Origin of the sequence: Enterobacter cloacae complex sp. SHL022 (genome assembly GCF_049237785.1) — a bacterium.
Classification (GTDB): domain Bacteria; phylum Pseudomonadota; class Gammaproteobacteria; order Enterobacterales; family Enterobacteriaceae; genus Enterobacter; species Enterobacter hormaechei_C.
Genome location: NZ_JBMKJH010000001.1, coordinates 498,739 through 518,580, shown reverse-complemented (window position 1 = coordinate 518,580; position 19,842 = coordinate 498,739). Strand labels below are relative to the sequence as shown.

At 56.8% G+C, this 19,842-nt stretch carries 13 protein-coding genes; 1 reads left to right on the top strand and 12 read right to left on the bottom strand.

All coding sequences use genetic code 11. The features are described from left to right. Nucleotides 1-166 precede the first annotated feature (166 nt). A complete protein-coding gene (gene fbaB, locus ACOTZD_RS02455; RefSeq protein ID WP_000129585.1) occupies nucleotides 167-1,219 on the top strand; it encodes a class I fructose-bisphosphate aldolase in 1,053 nt (350 codons plus the stop codon). Nucleotides 1,220-1,616: 397 nt separating this feature from the next. Here fbaB and yegS read toward each other — a convergent pair whose 3' ends face one another. The 12 genes from yegS to yegD form a co-directional block, all read right to left on the bottom strand. Continuing rightward, nucleotides 1,617-2,516 (bottom strand): lipid kinase YegS, encoded by a 900-nt coding sequence (gene yegS, locus ACOTZD_RS02450; protein WP_063944285.1) that lies wholly within the window; start codon nucleotides 2,514-2,516, stop codon nucleotides 1,617-1,619. 170 nt (nucleotides 2,517-2,686) lie between these two features. Beyond that, nucleotides 2,687-3,292 (bottom strand): hypothetical protein, encoded by a 606-nt coding sequence (locus ACOTZD_RS02445; RefSeq protein ID WP_049126625.1) that lies wholly within the window; start codon nucleotides 3,290-3,292, stop codon nucleotides 2,687-2,689. A 7-nt stretch (nucleotides 3,293-3,299) separates the two neighbouring features. After that, nucleotides 3,300-4,265 (bottom strand): hypothetical protein, encoded by a 966-nt coding sequence (locus tag ACOTZD_RS02440; protein WP_174402488.1) that lies wholly within the window; start codon nucleotides 4,263-4,265, stop codon nucleotides 3,300-3,302. Nucleotides 4,266-4,675: 410 nt separating this feature from the next. Then, entirely contained in the window at nucleotides 4,676-6,037 is a 1,362-nt protein-coding gene (gene yegQ, locus ACOTZD_RS02435; protein ID WP_022651495.1) for a tRNA 5-hydroxyuridine modification protein YegQ, read from the bottom strand. A 151-nt stretch (nucleotides 6,038-6,188) separates the two neighbouring features. After that, the gene (locus tag ACOTZD_RS02430) at nucleotides 6,189-7,127 is read right to left on the bottom strand and encodes a hypothetical protein (RefSeq protein WP_045350251.1); all 939 of its coding nucleotides are present in this window, start codon (nucleotides 7,125-7,127) and stop codon (nucleotides 6,189-6,191) included. A gap of 149 nt (nucleotides 7,128-7,276) precedes the next feature. Next, nucleotides 7,277-7,999, bottom strand: a complete 723-nt coding sequence (baeR, locus tag ACOTZD_RS02425; RefSeq protein ID WP_015572364.1) for a two-component system response regulator BaeR — start codon at nucleotides 7,997-7,999, stop codon at nucleotides 7,277-7,279. Next, nucleotides 7,996-9,399, bottom strand: a complete 1,404-nt coding sequence (baeS, locus tag ACOTZD_RS02420) for a two-component system sensor histidine kinase BaeS (RefSeq protein WP_006811258.1) — start codon at nucleotides 9,397-9,399, stop codon at nucleotides 7,996-7,998. Before baeS ends, baeR begins: the two co-directional genes overlap by 4 nt. Further along, nucleotides 9,396-10,811, bottom strand: a complete 1,416-nt coding sequence (locus tag ACOTZD_RS02415) for an MFS transporter (RefSeq protein WP_174402443.1) — start codon at nucleotides 10,809-10,811, stop codon at nucleotides 9,396-9,398. The genes baeS and ACOTZD_RS02415 overlap by 4 nt, the downstream gene beginning before the upstream one ends. Next, the gene (gene mdtC, locus ACOTZD_RS02410) at nucleotides 10,812-13,889 is read right to left on the bottom strand and encodes a multidrug efflux RND transporter permease subunit MdtC (RefSeq protein ID WP_023324948.1); all 3,078 of its coding nucleotides are present in this window, start codon (nucleotides 13,887-13,889) and stop codon (nucleotides 10,812-10,814) included. Further along, on the bottom strand, nucleotides 13,890-17,012 hold the full coding sequence (locus ACOTZD_RS02405; RefSeq protein ID WP_022651491.1) for an MdtB/MuxB family multidrug efflux RND transporter permease subunit: 3,123 nt from the start codon (nucleotides 17,010-17,012) through the stop codon (nucleotides 13,890-13,892). Beyond that, nucleotides 17,012-18,214, bottom strand: a complete 1,203-nt coding sequence (locus ACOTZD_RS02400) for an MdtA/MuxA family multidrug efflux RND transporter periplasmic adaptor subunit (RefSeq protein WP_022651490.1) — start codon at nucleotides 18,212-18,214, stop codon at nucleotides 17,012-17,014. Before ACOTZD_RS02400 ends, ACOTZD_RS02405 begins: the two co-directional genes overlap by 1 nt. Before the next feature lie 216 nt (nucleotides 18,215-18,430). Next, the gene (gene yegD / locus ACOTZD_RS02395; protein ID WP_045350255.1) at nucleotides 18,431-19,783 is read right to left on the bottom strand and encodes a molecular chaperone; all 1,353 of its coding nucleotides are present in this window, start codon (nucleotides 19,781-19,783) and stop codon (nucleotides 18,431-18,433) included. Nucleotides 19,784-19,842: the final 59 nt, after the last annotated feature.

The window sequence follows — 19,842 nt, the reverse complement described above, 5'->3', positions numbered from 1 at the left end:
TCAGTGTAACAAAAATGTTGTACACGAAACGAGCCAGCAGATTGTGCTTAAAAAAGTTGCAAATGGTGGAAAATAGGTTAAGTCGGTACCAGGCTTAGTCTGCCTGCAAAAACGTGGGCTTGGATCACACGCTCCGACATCATGTCGGACTTACGGGAGCATCACTATGACTGATATTGCGCAGCTGCTTGGCAAAGACGCCGACAGCCTTTTACAGCATCGTTGTATGACCATTCCAGCCGACCAGCTTTATCTGCCTGGCCATGATTACGTAGACCGGGTCATGGTCGACAACAACCGTCCGCCTGCCGTACTGCGAAACATGCAGACGCTTTACAATACCGGCCGTCTGGGCGGGACCGGCTATCTCTCCATTCTGCCCGTTGACCAGGGCGTAGAGCACTCGGCGGGAGCGTCGTTTGCTGCTAACCCGCTCTACTTTGACCCGAAAAACATTGTCGAGCTGGCGATTGAAGCAGGGTGTAACTGTGTGGCATCGACGTATGGCGTGCTGGCCTCCGTTTCTCGCCGCTATGCTCACCGCATTCCGTTCCTCGTCAAGCTGAACCACAACGAAACCCTGAGCTACCCAACCGAATATGACCAGACGCTGTACGCCAGCGTCGAGCAGGCGTTCAACATGGGCGCGGTGGCGGTCGGGGCAACCATCTATTTCGGCTCTGAACAGTCGCGACGTCAGATTGAAGAAATCTCCGCGGCGTTCGAGCGTGCCCACGAGCTGGGCATGGTAACCGTGCTGTGGGCCTATCTGCGTAACGCGTCATTCAAGAAAGACGGCGTGGATTACCACGTATCAGCGGATCTGACCGGTCAGGCAAACCACCTGGCAGCAACCATCGGCGCGGACATCGTGAAGCAGAAAATGGCCGAGAATAACGGCGGCTATAAAGCGGTGAACTTTGGCTATACCGACGACCGCGTGTACAGCAAGCTGACCAGCGACAACCCGATCGATCTGGTGCGCTACCAGCTGGCGAACTGCTACATGGGCCGCGCCGGGCTGATTAACTCCGGCGGTGCGGCAGGCGGTGAAACTGACCTGACCGACGCGGTGCGCACGGCGGTCATTAACAAACGTGCGGGCGGTATGGGGCTGATCCTGGGCCGTAAGGCGTTTAAAAAATCCATGGCCGACGGCGTGAAGCTGATTAATGCGGTTCAGGATGTCTATCTGGACAGTAAAGTCACGATTGCCTGACGCCACCGTATCCCTCTCCCCCGTGGGCTGAGGGTTCCTCACAAAATAATGCCTGCACAAACGGCCCCCTCTCCCTTGAGGGAGAGGGTGGCTCAGTCGCCACCACCCTGGCGACCCGGGCTCCCGGCGGTAAATCGCCGCTTCGCGGTCCCTTCGGCTTATTCCTTCCGGCTTATCGGGGACGGGCGGAAGTAACATCCCTGTACAGCCCGCCCTCTCGGCGCATCCCTGCGCCTCGCCCCGGCCTACAGGAAACGCCTCAGCGATTTACAGCCGGACCGAGGCATCGCTGAAAGCCCTCAGTTATTCTGAGGCAACGTTATAGCTTTTGCTTTCAAATTACTGGGGAACCCTCAGCCCTGTGGGGAGAGGGCATTATCGCGCACGCTGTAAAAAATCAGCGCAACAGCACGCAGTCCGGCGGCAATCGGCACTGCAACGCCCCGGGCAACACCTCAATGCGGAATCGCTCGCCGCTGAGCGGCTCTCCGTCGAGGTTAAAGGTCATGCCGTGTGGGGCGATCACTTCAAACCACGCGGATTTCCCGTCGATGATATTGGGGCTCTCCTCTGGCTGCGTCAGCGTCGTAAACAGCGCAGGCAGCAGCCCGTCGCCGGTAAAAATACGCAGCTGTAATTGACCGTCGTTGATCAATGCTTCCGGGCAAAGCTGCTGACCGCCCCCCGCCTGCCGCCCGTTGCCGATACCAATCACCAGCGCGTCGCCCTGCCAGTGGAAGTTCTCACCGTGAATTTCACAGCTGTCGGGCTTGAGGGTGTCCATGCGCATTAGGCCATGGATGAGATACGAAACGCCGCCCAGCGCGGCTTTCAGTTTTTCCGGTGTTTCGCTGGTGATCCGCGTGCCGAAACCGCCCGTTGCCATATTGATAAAGCAGGTTCTTTCATTCACCTGCGCAATATCGACGGCGGTCGCTTTCCCGAGGATAGCCAGTTGCAGTGCTTTGCCTACATCCTCCGGAATACCGGCGCTGGTGGCAAAATCATTGGCGGTACCGAGCGGTAAAATGCCCATCGCCGGGCGATGGGCTGTGTCGAGATCAATAAGCGCGCCAGCAATCTCGTTGATTGTTCCGTCGCCGCCGCCGGAAATGATGGTCTCAGCGCCTAACCTGATGCCTTCGTCGATATAGCGTGCCGCATCGCCTTTTTCAAATGTCACGCGCACGTGAATGCATGCTCCGTCTTCACGCAATTCGGTAATCGCCTGGCGCAGCAGATCGTTGCCTGCACTCTTGCCGTTAAGAATTAATAAACTGTCTGGATAGGTTGCCATCCGGGTTGCTCCCTTTTTTAGCTATAGAAAGAGTGTATCCCAGAGAGGGAAAAAGCGGGTAAGAACAGGATGAAAGGCAAAAAATAAGCCCGCGTAAGGGCTTTGAAATCGACTAAAGAACCCCGTAGCGCTTACAGTGCATACTACTGCCGCTCAATTGACTATTGTGGTCAACGTTTGAGGTGTGACATTGGCCTTGCCTCGATTTTGAGCTGCTTACGCCAGACCCGATTATGTAGCGTTAGCGCAATGGAGCGGTAAAAAATCGATGAATTCATCCACATAATGTTCAGAAAGAAAAATCCCAGCCCCAGCAAAGAGGTTATTTGCGGTGTGTAGTTCTCAACAGGGCCGAATAAAAGCGAAATCCCCGTCCAGATGAAATAAATGATGCTCATTATGCCTGTCAGCGTAATGACGAAAATATGCAGTTTATATCCAGGTAAAGAACCTCGTGTAGTCAGAAACATCGTGCTCATCACTACCAGACAATACACAATCGCTGCAATGAATACTCCCATCATAACCTTAAATTCGGGTAAGCCGAGCCAGCGAAACAGCAACAACCAGAGGGACACTTGCAGCATGGCGTAGCAAAAAATAGCCAGTAACGTGCTCACTGCCAAAGGAATTCCTGTCATATGGACGCCCACAGGAACGCCGAACCGATCTTTTAACTGTTCTTTTAATGTTTCAAGCTGGTTGAGATCATCGGTCGCCATTTTACTTTTAACCAAAGCACTTAATGCAAGGCTATCTTTAATGTATTTCATCATGGACGGGTCAATAACTTCCTGTAAATGAAAAAGGCTGAATTAAACCAAAAATGTATTTACCCGTTTGTGCAACATTCTGTGGATTTCTGATATTTCCTGAGATGGCACTTCCAACGAAGGCAGAAGAATTTGAAATGGTATTCAGCAACTCACGCTGTAAGAGCAACTGCAACGCTTCTGACGGATAACGTTTGGGATACACGCCTGCCTTCATTGCTGCTTTTACACCTGAATTCGAGATGCCGGGATTGCGGATACGAATAATCTCCTCTGTTAATCGCGTACGGTCGGCCCGGCTCATTTTTTGTAATAAGGAGAGCAAACTCTCAGACGATGAACGGTTAAGAAGGCGATATGTTAATGCAGCGCTTTTTAAACCCGCAGCAGCCCCGGCAAGAGAAATCGCATCCAGGGCTGTGTTGGTTGCTGTATACCACTCCTGGGAGTCCATCCACGCAACGTAATCATCATGATTCATAGCAATCAACGATAGTCGGCCAAGCCCATTTGCACATTGAATTCCAGTTGCTACACCACCGGCTAAAATCACAGCGGCTATAGCACCGGAAGACCCTGCAGTAAGAGGTATAGCCATACCGGCCCCTGCCGCAAGTACAACAGTAAGAATTGCGGCTCCGCAGGAAATTGCCGTTGAACCAATTTCAGTTGCCAGGGAAGGGGAATTAATCGTCGCCGTTGTTGCCTGAACAGGGTTAACTAATGCGGCATTTACTTTGGTTATGACTACATGACTAACCGAGCTTTCGTTTGGTGTCGCAATCCTTCTTGATGGCCGTACTAGCCACTGACGTGTACCGTCTGAGTAGATAATCCCGGCCTGGCAAAAATTTCTGCTACAGTCCAGTTGACCTGCAAGTGCTGTGAAATTTATATCGCCGCCAGAGGCAAGACCAAGACTGCGTGCGAGTTCGTAATCTGGAAGATCCTTTGAAAATTGTCCTGTGAATGTCACTTCATCTCTCCGTCCGTGTGAAACGTTGATTGTTAGTAAATCAAGAGTAAAGGTCCCGTTAACACTTAAAATTAGGAATGTTCCGAATAGTGTTCATCCCTCTCAAATCCATTAAAAAATGTGATTAGGATCCTTTGTTCGTTCGATTTGCTTAGATGATACGCCTAATGCTGACACAAACCTTTCCCGGGTCAATGCAACGCCATATTTATCAGGGGGAAAAATTTCAGGAGTTAACAAAAAAAATAAGCCCGCGTAAGGGAGATTACGCAGGCTAAGGAGGTGGTTCCTGGTACAGCTAGCATTTATGGGTTATGTTTTTCAGCGGGGGGATAATACCCGTATTGAACGAAGCGGTATGTGATCCGATTCTAAGAATTATCCCAGCGTGAAAAAATCCCGTTGATTGACTATTTGCCGTGTGGATTTCGGGTATTTTCACCTTCAAAATTACGCATCAGCAGCGCAAACTCCAGCTCCACCTCTTCAGGAACCGGCAGCCAGACCACATGGCCGTCGCCAGGTGCGACCTCAATCGCCTCACCTTTTTTGTTTTCCAGGTGCTCCAGTCGGAAGTTCATGTTGCCCTGCGGCGTCATCAGCTCCAGGCTGTCGCCTTTAGTGAATTTGTTTTTTACGGCGACGGCGGCCAGCGGGCCTTTACGCTCGCCGGTGAAGTCGCCTACAAACTGCTGGCGTTCGGAAATCGAATAGCCATGCTCGTAGTTCTGGTAGTCGTCGTGAGTGTGACGACGCAGGAAACCTTCGGTATAGCCGCGATGCGCCAGACCTTCCAGCGTTTCCAGCAGGCTGGTGTCGAACGGTTTACCGGCAGCGGCATCGTCGATGGCTTTGCGATATACCTGTGCGGTACGGGCGCAGTAGTAGTAAGACTTGGTGCGGCCTTCAATTTTCAGGGAGTGTACGCCCATCTTGGTTAAACGCTCGACGTGCGCGATGGCGCGCAGATCTTTAGAGTTCATGATGTAGGTGCCGTGCTCGTCTTCGAAGGCGGTCATGTACTCACCCGGACGTTTGGCTTCTTCGATCATAAACACGCTGTCGGTAGGCGCGCCGATACCCAGCGTTGGCTCAACGTTGGTGACCGGGATCGGCTCGTGTTTATGCACGATGTTACCGATGTCATCCTCTTTGCCTTCCTGAACGTTATATTCCCAGCGGCAGGCGTTGGTGCAGGTGCCCTGGTTCGGGTCACGCTTGTTGATATAGCCAGAGAGCAGGCAGCGGCCGGAGTAGGCCATGCACAGCGCGCCATGAACGAAGATTTCGATCTCCATATCCGGCACCTGGGTGCGGATCTCTTCGATCTCTTCGAGGGACAGCTCGCGGGACAGAATGACGCGGGTCAGCCCCATCTGTTTCCAGAATTTCACCGTTGCCCAGTTGACGGCGTTAGCCTGCACTGAGAGGTGAATGTCCATCTCCGGGAAATTCTCCCGAACCAGCATGATTAAACCCGGGTCCGACATGATCAGCGCGTCCGGCCCCATCTCCACGACCGGCTTCAGGTCACGAATGAATGTTTTCAGCTTGGCGTTGTGCGGCGCGATGTTCACCACCACGTAGAATTTTTTGCCCAGGGCATGCGCTTCATTGATGCCGAGCTGAAGATTCTCGTGGTTGAATTCGTTGTTACGCACGCGCAGCGAGTAGCGCGGCTGGCCCGCGTAGACGGCGTCGGCGCCATAGGCGAAAGCGTAACGCATATTTTGCAGCGTTCCCGCCGGGGAAAGGAGTTCCGGTTTAAACATGTTTGTTCTCGTTCTGATGACAGGTCAGATCCGCATGCACCTGATGCAGCGGTAAGGGGAGATCCCCCACTTTAAGGGCGGGCATTGTAGCGCTGCGGGGCGGGGAGGTAAAGCGCCTCACCCCTTTCAGATGACATAATACTTCGTATCTTTAAACCATTAGCGATATGACATACAAACACAAATATATTAAAGCCAGTAGAATAATACCGGCGATAAGAATGAAACCAATGGCATTCATCGTAGCCGTTCCAGAATACTTGACTGTCCAGATGGCAACCGTTCGGATGTTATGCAGTATTTTTGTGATCATATAGCTGATGAAAACAATAAGCAGCGTCAATTGCGTAAACATGGAAAGGTAAAACATGATCGCCTGCGGAATGAAGTAGTTAGATATTGCCCCTTTTGAGGTAAAGATAATCATGGTTTCGTTATCGATGAAATCCAGTGAAGAACGTATCACTTCCAGCGGGTTCCATGTCATTACAGGTCTGTCTTCAAAATACAGGCCTTGCTGGATATAGAGGTCCTCAATCGAAGCATTTTTAAGATGGGTGATGATAAGTGTAAATGAGAGCATAACTCCCAGAACAATTGAAGAAAAATAAACGATCGATTTTACAGACGAAAACCCTTTCGATAGACCTGCGTTAATGTAAGCTCTGATAAGATAAATTGACATCACATCAAGCAGTAAAGAGTACCAAAAGCCAAAATGAATAAAGTCATGTAAAGCAACTTCAATGGTCAATGGCAGATGTTGAGGAATGATGTGCTCAGGATTTCTAAAAGTCAGCACCCAGAGATACCAAACTACAAATAAGATACTGGAATATAAAACCAATAAAAACGGGATGGTAATCAATTGCCTTTTTGAGAATGCATGATTACCGAATGCCAGGAAAAAAGCGCTTACCCATTGCTCGGAAAACTTGGTTATTCTGTTTTTTTTAGGTATGAGGAGTTCTATTTTTTGTATTGCTTTTGTTTTCATTTTTTTATTATAAGCAAATAACCCCAGAAAAAGGCTGGCAACGCTTATAGCTGTGGTGATGATAATGAATAAATTACCAATAAAATTTTGCATTTCTTGAAGCCGTAATATAGTGATTTATTTCGTTTTTAACATCAAACATTACAGTTTGCAATTGTCAAATCAGGTAGGCGTGTTGTTAGAAAGTGAATGTTATGAAGAACGATGATTACCTGGGCAGGTAATCATCGTTAAAGCAAATATTAAGCAATCCTGCACGCATCCGCTTCCCAGCGATACCCCACGCCGTACACCGCGCGAATAAACGACTGGTCGGCGTCCAGCGCCTCCAGCTTGCGGCGCAGGTTTTTGATGTGGCTGTCGATGGTGCGGTCGGTCACCACGCGGTAATCGTCATACAGATGGTTGAGCAGCTGCTCGCGGGAAAACACTTTGCCCGGCTCGTGGGAGAGCGTTTTCAACAGGCGAAACTCTGCGGGGGTGAGATCCAAAAGTTTGCTGCGCCAGCTCGCCTGGAAACGGCTTTCGTCGACGATCAGCGGGCTTTGCGCATCGAGCACCTGCAATTCACGCTGCGGCTTACAGCGGCGGAGGATGGTTTTCACCCGAGCGACCACCTCCCGCGGGCTGTAAGGCTTGCAGATGTAATCGTCGGCGCCGATTTCGAGCCCCAGCAGACGATCGATCTCTTCGATTTTGGCCGTCACCATCACGATGGGCACATCGGAGAAACGACGAATTTCGCGGCACAGGGTTAGGCCGTCGGTACCCGGCAGCATCAGATCCAGCAGGATCAGATCCGGCGGCGTCTGGCGCACGTAGGGCAGCACCTGGTCGCCGTGGCTGATAAGCGTTGGCGCGTAACTCGCAGCGCGCAAATAGTCGATCAGCAGTTGCCCAAGTTTAGGCTCGTCTTCCACGATCAAAATACGCGGTGTGTTGTCGTCAATCGGTAACTCGGTCATGCTTCCCTCGATAAATCCCGTTCCAGAGGTAACTCTACTGTAATGCTAACCCCGCCAAAAGGCGAATGGGCGGCGCGGATGGTGCCGCCATGGGCCTCCACAATGTTAACGCAAATGGCCAGCCCAAGGCCGGAACCGCCGCTGGCGCGGTTGCGTGAACCTTCGGTGCGATAGAAGCGCTCGAACAGTTTTTCCAGCTGCGCATCCTTCACGCCAGGGGCGGAGTCCGCAAAGGTCAGGGCAAAGCGCCCGTTTTCCTGCCTGCCGGAGATATGCAGCGCGCCGCCGCCGTCGGTGTAGCGGAGGCTGTTCTCCAGCAGATTATTGAACAGCTGCATCAGGCGATCTCTGTCGCCGAACACCACCGCACTGTCCGGCAGCGAAAGGTTGATTTTCAGGTCACGGCTGGCGAAGCGCTCGCGGAATGCGCCGGTCACGACTTCAAGGATATTGATCACATCGATCGGTGCTTTCTGGTAAGCCAGGGCGCCTTCGTCGGACATGGAAAGCTGATGCAGATCGTCCACCAGTTTGGTCAGCGTACCGACTTCCGCCTGAAGCGAGGCCACCGACTCGGGGGTGAACTGCCGCACGCCGTCCTGAATCGCCTCCAGCTCGCCGCGCAGCACCGCCAGCGGGGTGCGCAGCTCGTGCGAAATGTCGGCCATAAAATCGCGGCGCATCTGCTGGTTTTTTTCCAGCGTGCTGGCGAGCTGGTTGAAGTCCTGCGCCAGCTTGCCCAGTTCATCCTGGCTGCGGGTGTCCACGCGGGTCGAGAAATCACCCGCCGCCAGCTTGTGCGTGCCTTCCACCAGGCGCTTAACCGGCGCCAGCAGGCCGCGCGCCAGCGGGAAGGTGGCGAGCGCCGCAAGCAGGGTAGAAAGCGCGACAATCAACCAGCTGGTCTGACGCTGCTGGCGGTCAAAGTTGATGTCGGTGTTGCGCGTCAGCCGCTCGACCGGGGAGGCGATAACCCAGCCCACCGTGGCGCCGTTCGAGGTAATGGCGCGCTTTGTGCCGTCCGGCGGTACCGGAGAGCGTGGGCCAACGAGCACGCGCATCTCCTGATCAATTACCCAGAACTGGGTGCGCCAGCCGTGCGGTGGCATGCCCGGTCCCGGACGGTCGTCGTCATTATCGTGCTCCAGCGAGCGCAGAATTTGAAATATAAAGCGATCGTTGTTGCGCAGAAAACGCCAGTTACCGTGCAGGCTATACTGTTCCCCCAGCGCGTCGCTTAAGCCCTGTAAACGCTGTTCGTTACCGTGCTTGATGTAGTCAATAAAGCCGCGCTCAAAGCTGACCCGCACCGCCCAGTGCATAGTAATCAGCAGGACGATACAGGTGGCGAAAATCGCCACAAAAAGCTTACCGGTGATCCCCGGACGCCAGAATTTCATGGTGCACTCCTTTTGCCGCGTCGGATCACGACGTTTTTGGTCGTGTCATTCGGCACTCTGGCAAAGATAAAAGCGGGCAGAGCGATAATTACCGCCATGCTGAGGTAAGTGTATAAAAAGACCTGATGCGCGACGGGGGTGTCGGCGCTGAGATGGTGCTGACCGTACATGCCGAGCAGCAATCCGGCGACCGTGACCCCCACGCTCATGGAGAGCTGCATGATCATCGACAGCAGACTGTTACCACTGCTTGCCAGCTCGTCCGGCAGATCTTTCAGCGTCAGGGTGTTCATCGACGAGAAGCGCATGGAGTTGATGATCCCCTGGCAGAACAGCACCAGCGGCAGGATGTAGTACCAGTCCAGCAGCGCCACGGCCATAAACAGCAGGCAGACCAGCGCCAGCCCGATCGTGGCGGCCACCAGCACGCGGCGATAGCCAAAGCGGTTCACCACCTGCACCACAATACGCTTCATCCCCATGCTGCCAAGTACCATCGGGATCATCATCAGCCCGGCATGGAACGGCGAGAAGCCCATCCCAATCTGTAAAAATACCGGCGTCATAAACGGCAACATGCCGCTGCCGATGCGTCCGGCAAAGCTGCCGAACAGACCAAGACGGTAGGTGGGATTCTTGAACAGATTCAGGCTGAACAGCGCGTTAGCGTTACCTCTGGCATGCCACAGATACCAGAGAATGGCGGTGACACCCAGCGCTACCAGCAGGGCGAGCGACAGGGAGGAGATCCCCAGCCCTTTTTGCCCGTCGAGCGCGAGGGTAAGCGTCGCCATGCCAGCTGCCAGCAGGATGAAGCCAAAGAAATCAAAGCGCCGGGTCTGCATTTTATAGTTCGGCATCAGCGTCAGGGTGGCAATCGCGCCGATAATACCGACCGGCAGGTTGATCAGGAAGATCCAGTGCCAGGAGGCATACTCCACCAGAATCCCGCCCAGCGCCGGGCCAAGCAACGGGCCGACCTGACCGGGCAGGGTGACGAAGGTCATCGCCGCCATATACTGCGCGCGCGGAACAATTTTCATCACCGTTAACCGCCCGACGGGTACCATCATCGCGCCGCCGACGCCCTGTAGCACGCGCGCCATCACCAGCTGGTCGAGGGTATTGGCCTGGGCGCAAAACAGCGACCCGGTGGTAAACAGCACAATGGCGGTGAAGAAGATGTTTCGCACGCCGACTTTATCCGCCAGCCAGCCGCTGGCAGGCAGCATCACAGCGACCGTCAGCACATAGGCGACAATCACCATATGCATGTGCAGCGGGCTCTCCCCCAGGCTTTTCGCCATCGAGGGGAGGGCGGTGTTCACGATAGTCGTGTCCAGCGACTGCATAAAGAAGCCGAACGCGACGATCCACAATTGCCAGCGAACGTTACTGGGTAGGTCGGTCATTTACTCGGTCACCGTGGTTCTCTTTTTACGCGAAAAACGCAGCCGCAGGCGGTCAAAGAACAGATAGACTACCGGCGTCGTGTAGAGCGTCAGCAGCTGGCTCATCACCAGGCCGCCAACGATCGTGATCCCCAGCGGCTGGCGTAGTTCAGAGCCGTCACCGCCGGATATGACCAGCGGCAGCGCGCCGAACAGCGCGGCCAGCGTGGTCATCATGATCGGGCGAAAACGCAGCAGACAGGCCTGGAATATCGCCTCGTCCGGCGTCAGGTTGCCGTTGCGCTGGGCGTCCAGGGCAAAGTCGACCATCATTATCGCGTTTTTCTTCACGATGCCAATCAATAGCATGATCCCGATAAGCGCGATAAGACTGAATGGGGCACCGAACAGCTCCAGCGCCAGCAGCGCCCCCACGCCCGCAGAGGGAAGCGTGGAGAGAATGGTCAACGGGTGCACGTAGCTTTCGTACAGCACGCCCAGCACGATATAAACCGTGGCAATGGCCGCCAGAATCAAAATAACCTGCGAGTTCATGGTGTCCTGGAACACCTGCGCCGTACCGGCAAAGCTGCCGCGCACCGAGGAGGGCACCCCGAGCTGGGTCATGGCGCGATTAATGGCATCGCTGGCCTCAGACAGCGACGAGCCGGTTGGCAGGTTAAACGAGACGGTCGAGGCGGCGGAAAGCCCCTGGTGGTTCACCGACAGCGGGGCGTTCGACGGCTGCCAGCTGGCGAAGTACGACAGCGGAATCGCCTTACCGTCATCATTGATCACAAACATCTTGTCCAGCGCGCTGATGTCCTGGGTGTAGCGCGGATCCACCTCCATCACCACCTTGTACTGGTTCATCGGCTGATAGATGGTAGAGACTTCACGCTGCCCGAAGGCGTTGTTCAGCAGGCTGTTGGCCGCCTCCACGTTAATGCCCAGGCGGGCCATGGTTTCACGATCGTAGGTGAGCGCCATCTCCGCACCGTTGTTTTGGCTGTCAGAGTTCACGTCCGCCAGCTGCGGCAGCGCGGCCAGCGCTTTACGGATCTTCGGCTCCCACTCGCGCAGGGCGGCTAAGTCATCCGAGAGCAGGGTGTACTGATAGCTGGCGTTAGCCTGTCGTCCGCCGACGCGGATATCCTGAACGGCCATCAAAAACAGATTTGCCCCCGGCTCTTTGGCAAGCTTCAGCCGCAGGCGGTCAATGATCTGCTGCGCCGTTTCGTGACGTTCACCGCGCGGCTTAAGGGTAATAAACATCATCCCGCTGTTAACGCGCGAGCCGCCGGTAAAGCCGGTGACGTTATCCACGGCCGGATCTTCCCGGATGATTTTCATAAAGTCTTGCAGTTTGCCGCGCATCGCCTGGAACGAAATGCTCTGGTCCGCCTGAATACCGCCCATCAGCACGCCGGTATCCTGCTCCGGGAAAAAGGTTTTCGGGATGGTGATATACATCCAGACGTTGAGGACGATGGTGCCGATCAGCACCAGCCCGACAATACGCGTGTGGTTCAGCACCCATTTCAGCGATTTGCCGTAGCCGGACTGCATCGCCATCAGGACGCGGCCAAAGCCTTTCCTGCGCGGCTGCGAGTGCGGTTGGCTGCGCTTTAGCATCCAGCCGCACATCATCGGCGTCAGCGTCAGCGAAATCACCAGTGAGATACCAATGGCGACGGAGAGCGTGACGGCAAATTCGCGCAGCAGTCGCCCCGGCAGGCCGCCCATCAGCAGCAGCGGCAGGAATACCGCCACCAGCGACAGGCTCATGGACAGGACCGTGAAGCCCACTTCGCGCGTCCCCTGAAGCGCCGCCTGGAGCGGCTTCATGCCCGCTTCCAGATGGCGCGAGATATTCTCCAGCACCACGATGGCGTCATCCACCACAAACCCGGTGGCAATCGTCAGCGCCATCAGCGACAGGTTGTTAAGGCTAAAGCCGCACAGGTACATGGCGGCAAAGGTGCCTATCAGCGATACCGGCACCGCCACCGCCGGGATCAGCGTCGCGCGCCCCGAGCGCAGGAACAGGAACACCACCAGGATCACCAGCGCGACGGAGATGATCAGCGTTTGCTCTACCTCCTCAAGCGAGGCGCGGATGGTGGGGGAGCGGTCCTGCGCAATCTGGAGATCGATGGCCGCCGGAATCGTTTCCTGAAGCTCCGGCAGGCGCGCGCGGATGCTGTTCACCGTCTGAATGATGTTGGCTTCCGGCAGCTTGCGGATCATCAGCAAAATCGCCGGTTTGGCGTTGGTCATCCCGGCGTTACGCACGTCCTGCACCGAATCGGTGACGCTGGCGACGTCGCTCAGGCGCACCGCCGCGCCGTTGTTGTAGTGAATAATCAACGGCTGATACTCGGCGGCGGTTTTCAGCTCGTCGTTAGTCTGGATCTGCCAGCGGTGGCTGTTGTCCTCAATCGCGCCCTGCGGCTTACGCACGTTGGCGTTGCTGATGGCGGAACGCACGTCGTCCAGCGACACGCCCTGGTTAAACAGCGCCTGCGGATTCAGCCCCACGCGCACGGCGGGCAGGGAGCTGCCGCCGACGTCCACGTCGCCCACGCCGTCAATCTGGGCGATGGTTTGCGCCAGCTGGGTGGAGGCAAAATCGTACAGCTCGCCCTGGGAGTAGGTCTCTGACGTAAGCGTCAGGATCATGATCGGCGCGTCGGAGGGGTTGGCCTTGCGATAGGTTGGACGGCTCGGCATGCCGCTCGGCAGCAGGCTTTGGGCGGCGTTAATCGCGGCCTGCACGTCACGCGCCGCGCCGTTGATGTCCCGGTCGAAATTGAATTCCAGAATGATGCGCGTGCTGCCCAGCGAACTGCTGGAGGTCATCTCGTTAACCCCGGCAATTCGACCAAGCGAGCGCTCAAGCGGCGTCGCCACCGATGAGGCCATGGTTTCCGGCGAGGCACCCGGCAGCGAGGCGCTGACCATGATCACCGGGAAATCGACCTGCGGCAGCGGGGCCACCGGCAGCAGCCGGAAGCCCAGCACGCCGCACAGGGTGATAGCGACGGAGAGTAAAATCGTCGCCACCGGACGGTAAATGAAGAGGGCGAAAAACTTCACTTACGCCTCCTCTTCACGTTTCGGGAAGCGGCTTTTCGTCCACAGGGCCAGACGGTCAAACAGCAGGTAGATAACCGGCGTGGTAAACAGCGTCAGCACCTGGCTTACGAGCAGGCCGCCGACCATCCCGATGCCCAGCGGACGGCGCAGTTCGGCCCCCACGCCGGTGCTCAGCATCAGCGGCAGCGCGCCCAGCAGGGCGGCGAGGGTGGTCATCAGGATCGGGCGAAAACGCAGCAGACAGGCCTGGTAAATGGCCTCGCGCGGCGCCATACCCTGCTCGCGCTCGGCGGCCAGCGCAAAGTCGATCATCATGATGGCGTTTTTCTTCACGATGCCGATAAGCAGAATGATGCCGATGATCGCAATCACGTCCAGTTCGCTCCCCGCCAGCATCAGCGCCAGCAGTGCCCCCACGCCCGCCGTCGGCAGGGTGGAGAGAATGGTGATCGGGTGGATAAAGCTTTCATACAGCACGCCAAGCACGATATACATCGCCACCACCGCCGCGACAATCAGCCAGACGGTGCTGCCCAGCGCGGCCTGGAACGCCAGAGTACTGCCCTGGAACTGGGTCTGAATATCGGACGGGAAGCTGAGTTCTTTCTCCGCACCCAGAATGGCCTCCACCGCTTCGCCCAGGGAATAACCGTCCGGCACGTTGAACGAAATGGTGGTGGATGGGAACTGATCGAGATGGTTAATCGACAGCGGGGTGTGACGCTCTTCCACGCTGGCAATGGCGCTGAGCGGCACAATCCCGCCGTCTTTGCTGGTCAGGCGTATCGAGTCCAGCGCGGCAAGCCCGGGCGTGTTCTCGGTGTTATGTTCCAGCACCACGCGATACTGGTTCGCCTGGGTGTAAATGGTGGAGATAAGGCGCTGGCCAAAGGCGTTATACAGCGCGTTATCCACGTCGGACATGGTAATGCCCAGACGGCTGGCGGTGTCGCGGTTGACGTTCACGTACGCCGCCAGCCCTTTATCCTGCCAGTCGCTGCTGACGTCAGAAATCTGCGGCAGTGCTTTCAGCTTGTCCACCAGCTGCGGCACCCAGGTGCTGAGTGCATCAAGCGAGGTGGCCTGGAGCGTAAACTGGTACTGCGTGCGGCTCACCTGCGTATCAATGGTTAAATCCTGGATCGGTTGCAGATACAGCTCAATGCCCGGTACGCGCGCCACAGCGCTTTGCAGACGCTCAATAACCGCGTTGACGCGATCGTCACGGTCATCGAGCGGTTTAAGGTTAATTTGCAGGCGCGCGCTGTTAAGCGACGGGTTGGTGCCGTCTACGCCCACGTAGGCAGTCAGGCTTTCCACCGCCGGATCTTTCATGATGATCTCAGACACCTGCTGCTGGCGCTGCGCCATGTTGGCGAAGGAGACCGTCTGTGGCGCCTGAAGCGTGCCCTGAATAATGCCGTTGTCCTGAATCGGGAAGAAGCCTTTCGGAATGAAAATCCACAGCATGACGCTGAGCGCCAGCGTGCCGAGGGCCACGCCGAGCGTCGCCCAGGGATGGTTCAGGACTTTCGCCAGCACGCGGCCGTAGGCGGCAATAATGCGCTCGAACATCCGCTCGGAGGCGAGGGAGAAGCGGTTTTGCTTGCGCAAAGATTCGTGGCTCAGCATGCGGGCGCACATCATCGGCGTCAGCGTCAGCGACACCACGGCAGAGATCAGAATGGCGACCGCCAGCGTCACGGCAAACTCGCGAAACAGCCGCCCGACGATATCGCCCATAAACAGCAGCGGGATCAGCACCGCAATCAGCGAGAAGGTGAGCGAAATAATGGTAAAGCCGATCTCCCCCGCGCCCTTCAGCGCGGCGGCTAACGGCTTTTCACCTTTCTCGATATAGCGCGAGATGTTTTCGATTACCACGATGGCGTCGTCCACCACAAACCCGGTGGCGATGGTGAGCGCCATCAGCGTCAGATTGTTAATCGAGAAGTCGAGAAATACCATTACCGCGAACGTCCCGACCAGCGAGAGCGGCACGGCAACGGCGGGAATGATGGTTGCCGGAACGTTGCGCAGGAACAGGTAGATGATCATCACCACCAGCGCAATCGCCAGCATCAGCTCGAACTGGGTGTCGGTCACTGACGCGCGAATATTCGTGGTGCGGTCAGAGAGCACTTTCACGCTGACCGATTTTGGCAGGCTTTCCACCAGCTGCGGCAGCATGGTGCGAATGCTGTCGGCGGTATCAATAATGTTCGCGCCCGGCTGGCGCTGAACGTTCATGACAATCGCCTGCTGCTTATTGGCCCACGCCCCGAGCCAGCTGTTTTCCGCGCCTTGTTCGACGGTTGCCACGTCGCCCAGGCGGATCGGCGCGCCGTTCTGGTAGGCAATGATCAGCTGACGGTATTCATCGGCGGACTGCATCTGGTCGTTGGCGGAGAGCGTGACCGCGCGGGTCGGGCCGTCCAGCGAGCCCTTCGCTGAGTTAACGTTGGCGCTGCTGATGGCGGTGCGAATGGTTTCGCTGGTTAACCCCAGCGCGGCAATGGCCTGGGCATTGAGCTTAACGCGCACAGCGGGGCGTTGTCCCCCTGCGAGCGTCACCAGCCCCACGCCTGTCACCTGCGAAATCTTCTGCGCCACGCGGGTTTCGACCATGTCTTCCACCTGCGTCATCGGCATGGCGGAGGAGGTGACGGCAAGCGTCATGATCGGCGGGTCTGCCGGGTTGACCTTGCTGTAAACCGGCGGGTTCGGCAGGTCAGACGGCAACAGGTTGGTGGCGGCGTTAATGGCGGCCTGCACCTCCTGTTCCGCGACGTCCAGCGACAGCGCGAGCTGGAACTGAAGCGTGACGACCGAGGCGCCGCCCGAGCTCTGGGAGGACATCTGCTTCAGGCCAGACATCTGGCCAAACTGACGCTCCAGCGGGGCGGTGATGGCGGACGTCACCACGTCCGGACTGGCGCCCGGATAGAGGGTGACAACCTGAATAGTCGGGTAGTCCACTTCCGGCAGCGCCGACACGGGCAGAAAACGGTAGCCAATGATCCCGGCCAGCAGGATCGCCACCATCAACAGGGTCGTCGCAACTGGACGTAAGATAAACAGGCGTGATGGCCCACCTGTAGAGCTCGGCGGCATCACCTGCATCAGGCTTTTGCTCCTGTATTCTGCGCTTCCACCACCTCGACCTGCGCCCCTTCGGTCAGCCGGTCAATACCGTCGGTTACGACGCGGTCGCCTGCGGACAGCCCGGCGCTGATCACCACCGTCTGACTGTCCTGGATCCCGGTTTTCACCAGGTGTTTGCTGACCTTGTTTTCGCTGTTCAGCACCCAGACAAAGTTGCCTTCACTGCCCATTTGCAGGGCCGCCGTCGGGATCACCACGGCGTTTTCTTCGGTCGCGACCAGCATTCGCGCATTGACGAACTGATTCGGGAACAGGGCATCGTCCTGATTGTTGAAGCGTGCTTTTAACTTGATGGTGCCGGTGGTGGTGTCGATCTGGTTATCCAGGCTCAACAGCGAACCTTCGCTCAGCTTCTGCTTGTTGGTGCGATCCCAGGCTTCAACTACCAGCGATTTTCCGGCCTTCTGCGCCTGTATCACCGTCGCAATGTCGCTTTCCGGCAGGGTAAAGACGAGATCGATAGGGTGCGTCTGGGTGATCACCACGATGCCCGTGGTATCGCCGCTGGAGATTTGGTTCCCGATATCAACCTGTTTCAGGCCCACGCGGCCGTCAATCGGCGCGGTGATCCGGCTCCAGTCGAGCTGGAGCTGGGCGCTGGCGACCGCGGCTTCGTCGGCCTTGATGGTGCCCTGAGATTCACTGACCAGAGATTGCTGGGTATCCAGCTCCTGGCGCGACACGAGGTTGGTTTTTACCAACTGCTGATAGCGGGCTAAATCGCGGCGGGCATTGGCGAGGGTGGCTTTGTCTTTCGCGAGTTGCCCCTGCGCCTGCGCCAGGGCCACCTTAAACTGGCTTGGATCGATTTCCGCCAGCAGATCGCCCGCTTTCACCTGTTGACCTTCCTGGAAGTGGATGGCCATCAGCTGACCGTCCACGCGGCTACGTACCGTCACGGTGTTGGCGGCAGTGATGGTTCCCAGCCCGGAGAGATAACGAGGCACCGCTTTATTCACCGCCGTTGCCGCCTGCACCGGTGCCAGCGCACCGCCGCGCATACCGTGGCGCCCGCCGCCCGTTGGGCGTTGTGAGGGGCTACTGGCGCCAGCAGGTGCCGTGGAGTTCGCGGACTGGCTGTGCCAGTACCAGGCGGCGGCCAGGACCACCACAATCAGACCAGCGGCGATTGCCCAGCGGGATTTGTTACTGCCTTTCATCGTTATACGTTCTCATCCTGAAACTCTTTCGGGGAATGATACTAGTTTAGTCAGGTAACACAGTGGAAAAATGGAGGAAATATGGAAGACTGTCAGGAATGGTCTGAGTGTAGTGCCGCGGTTTCGCCTTCGCCGGGTGGCGCTGCGCTTACCCGGCCTACGGTTGAAGGATCTTGTTGGCCGGGTAAGGCGAAGCCGCCACCCGGCACAACTCCATTAGCTAAACACCACCTGCGCCCAGCGCGCCAGCCCTGCTGTAACGGAGCCAAAGTCATCGCCGCCGGCAATCGGGATCCCCGGCAGCTGTTCCGCCAGCGCTTTCTTGATCAGCGGCGAACGGGCGCTACCGCCGGTCAGGTAAATCACGTCCGGCTTCACTTTGCCATTCTCAAGCGCCAGCTGCACCTGCTCCAGAATACGCTGAAGCGGCTGAGTCAGCGCCATTTCCAGCCCTTCCTGGGTGATAGCCGTAGCCAGATCGTCACTGATAAACGGCAGCGAAACCGCATGCTCAGGACGATCAGAAAGGGCGATTTTGCTCTCTTCGGCGGTGCGCACCACGCGGTAGCTCAGGCGCTGACGCCACACCTTATACAGCAGCGCGACCTTCTCTGCATCCTGTGCATCACGCACCAGATCGTTGAGGAAACGGCCATTCGCGATGCTGTAAAAATCACTCTGGGCAGGGACGTCGTTGATGGCAATCGCGTTCCACCACGGCAGGATCGGCAGGGCGATGCCTTTCTCGGTTTGACCGCCCATGCCGAGCAGCGGCATCAGGCTCTTGAATGCCAGGGCAATATCCAGATCGTTACCGCCCACTCGGCAGCCGCTGTGCCCCAGCAGACTGTTTTCACGATCGCGACGGTGATGCCACTTCGGACCCATCAGCAGTAATGAGCAGTCCGTCGTACCGCCGCCGATGTCCACTACCAGCACCCGTTGTTCTTCTGTCAGCGTGGCTTCAAAATCCAGCCCCGCTGCAACCGGCTCATACTGGAATACCACGTCACGGAAGCCAGCCCGGTGCGCTGCACGCTCAAGGATCCCCTGCGCCTGCTGGTTGGCTTCGTCGCCGCCCAGCCCCTGGAAGTTGATCGGACGGCCAATCACCGCCTGGGTGATGGCATCCGGCACCTGGGACTGCGCCTGATTGCGGATGTGCAGCATCATCGCGCAGACCAGATCTTCAAACATCGCCACTTGCTGTGGCTTCAGGCCGCTGGCGCCGAGGAAGGATTTCGGCGATTTAACGAAGTAGACCTCTTCCGGATCTTCAATGTACTGCCCGAGGGAAGAGAGGCCGAACTGCACGCTGGAAGGGGTAACGTCGATATCTTCCTCGCGGTTAAAGCTGACCGCACGGCGCAGCAGCGCCTGGGTTTCCGCTGCGGTAGCAGGAACCTGATGATGGCGGAACAGCCACTCGCTCACCGCTTCACGCGTCGGCGCACAGAGCATTGACGGCAACAGCGTACTGCCGTTTTCCATTTTCAGGAGCTGCGGTTGTCCGTTTTGCATTATCGCAACCGAGCAGTTTGCGGTGCCGTAGTCGAATCCAATAAACACAATAAATCCCCATGCCGGTGAGAAGGGGCGAGACTTTAGCGAAATGTCTGCCAGGCGAC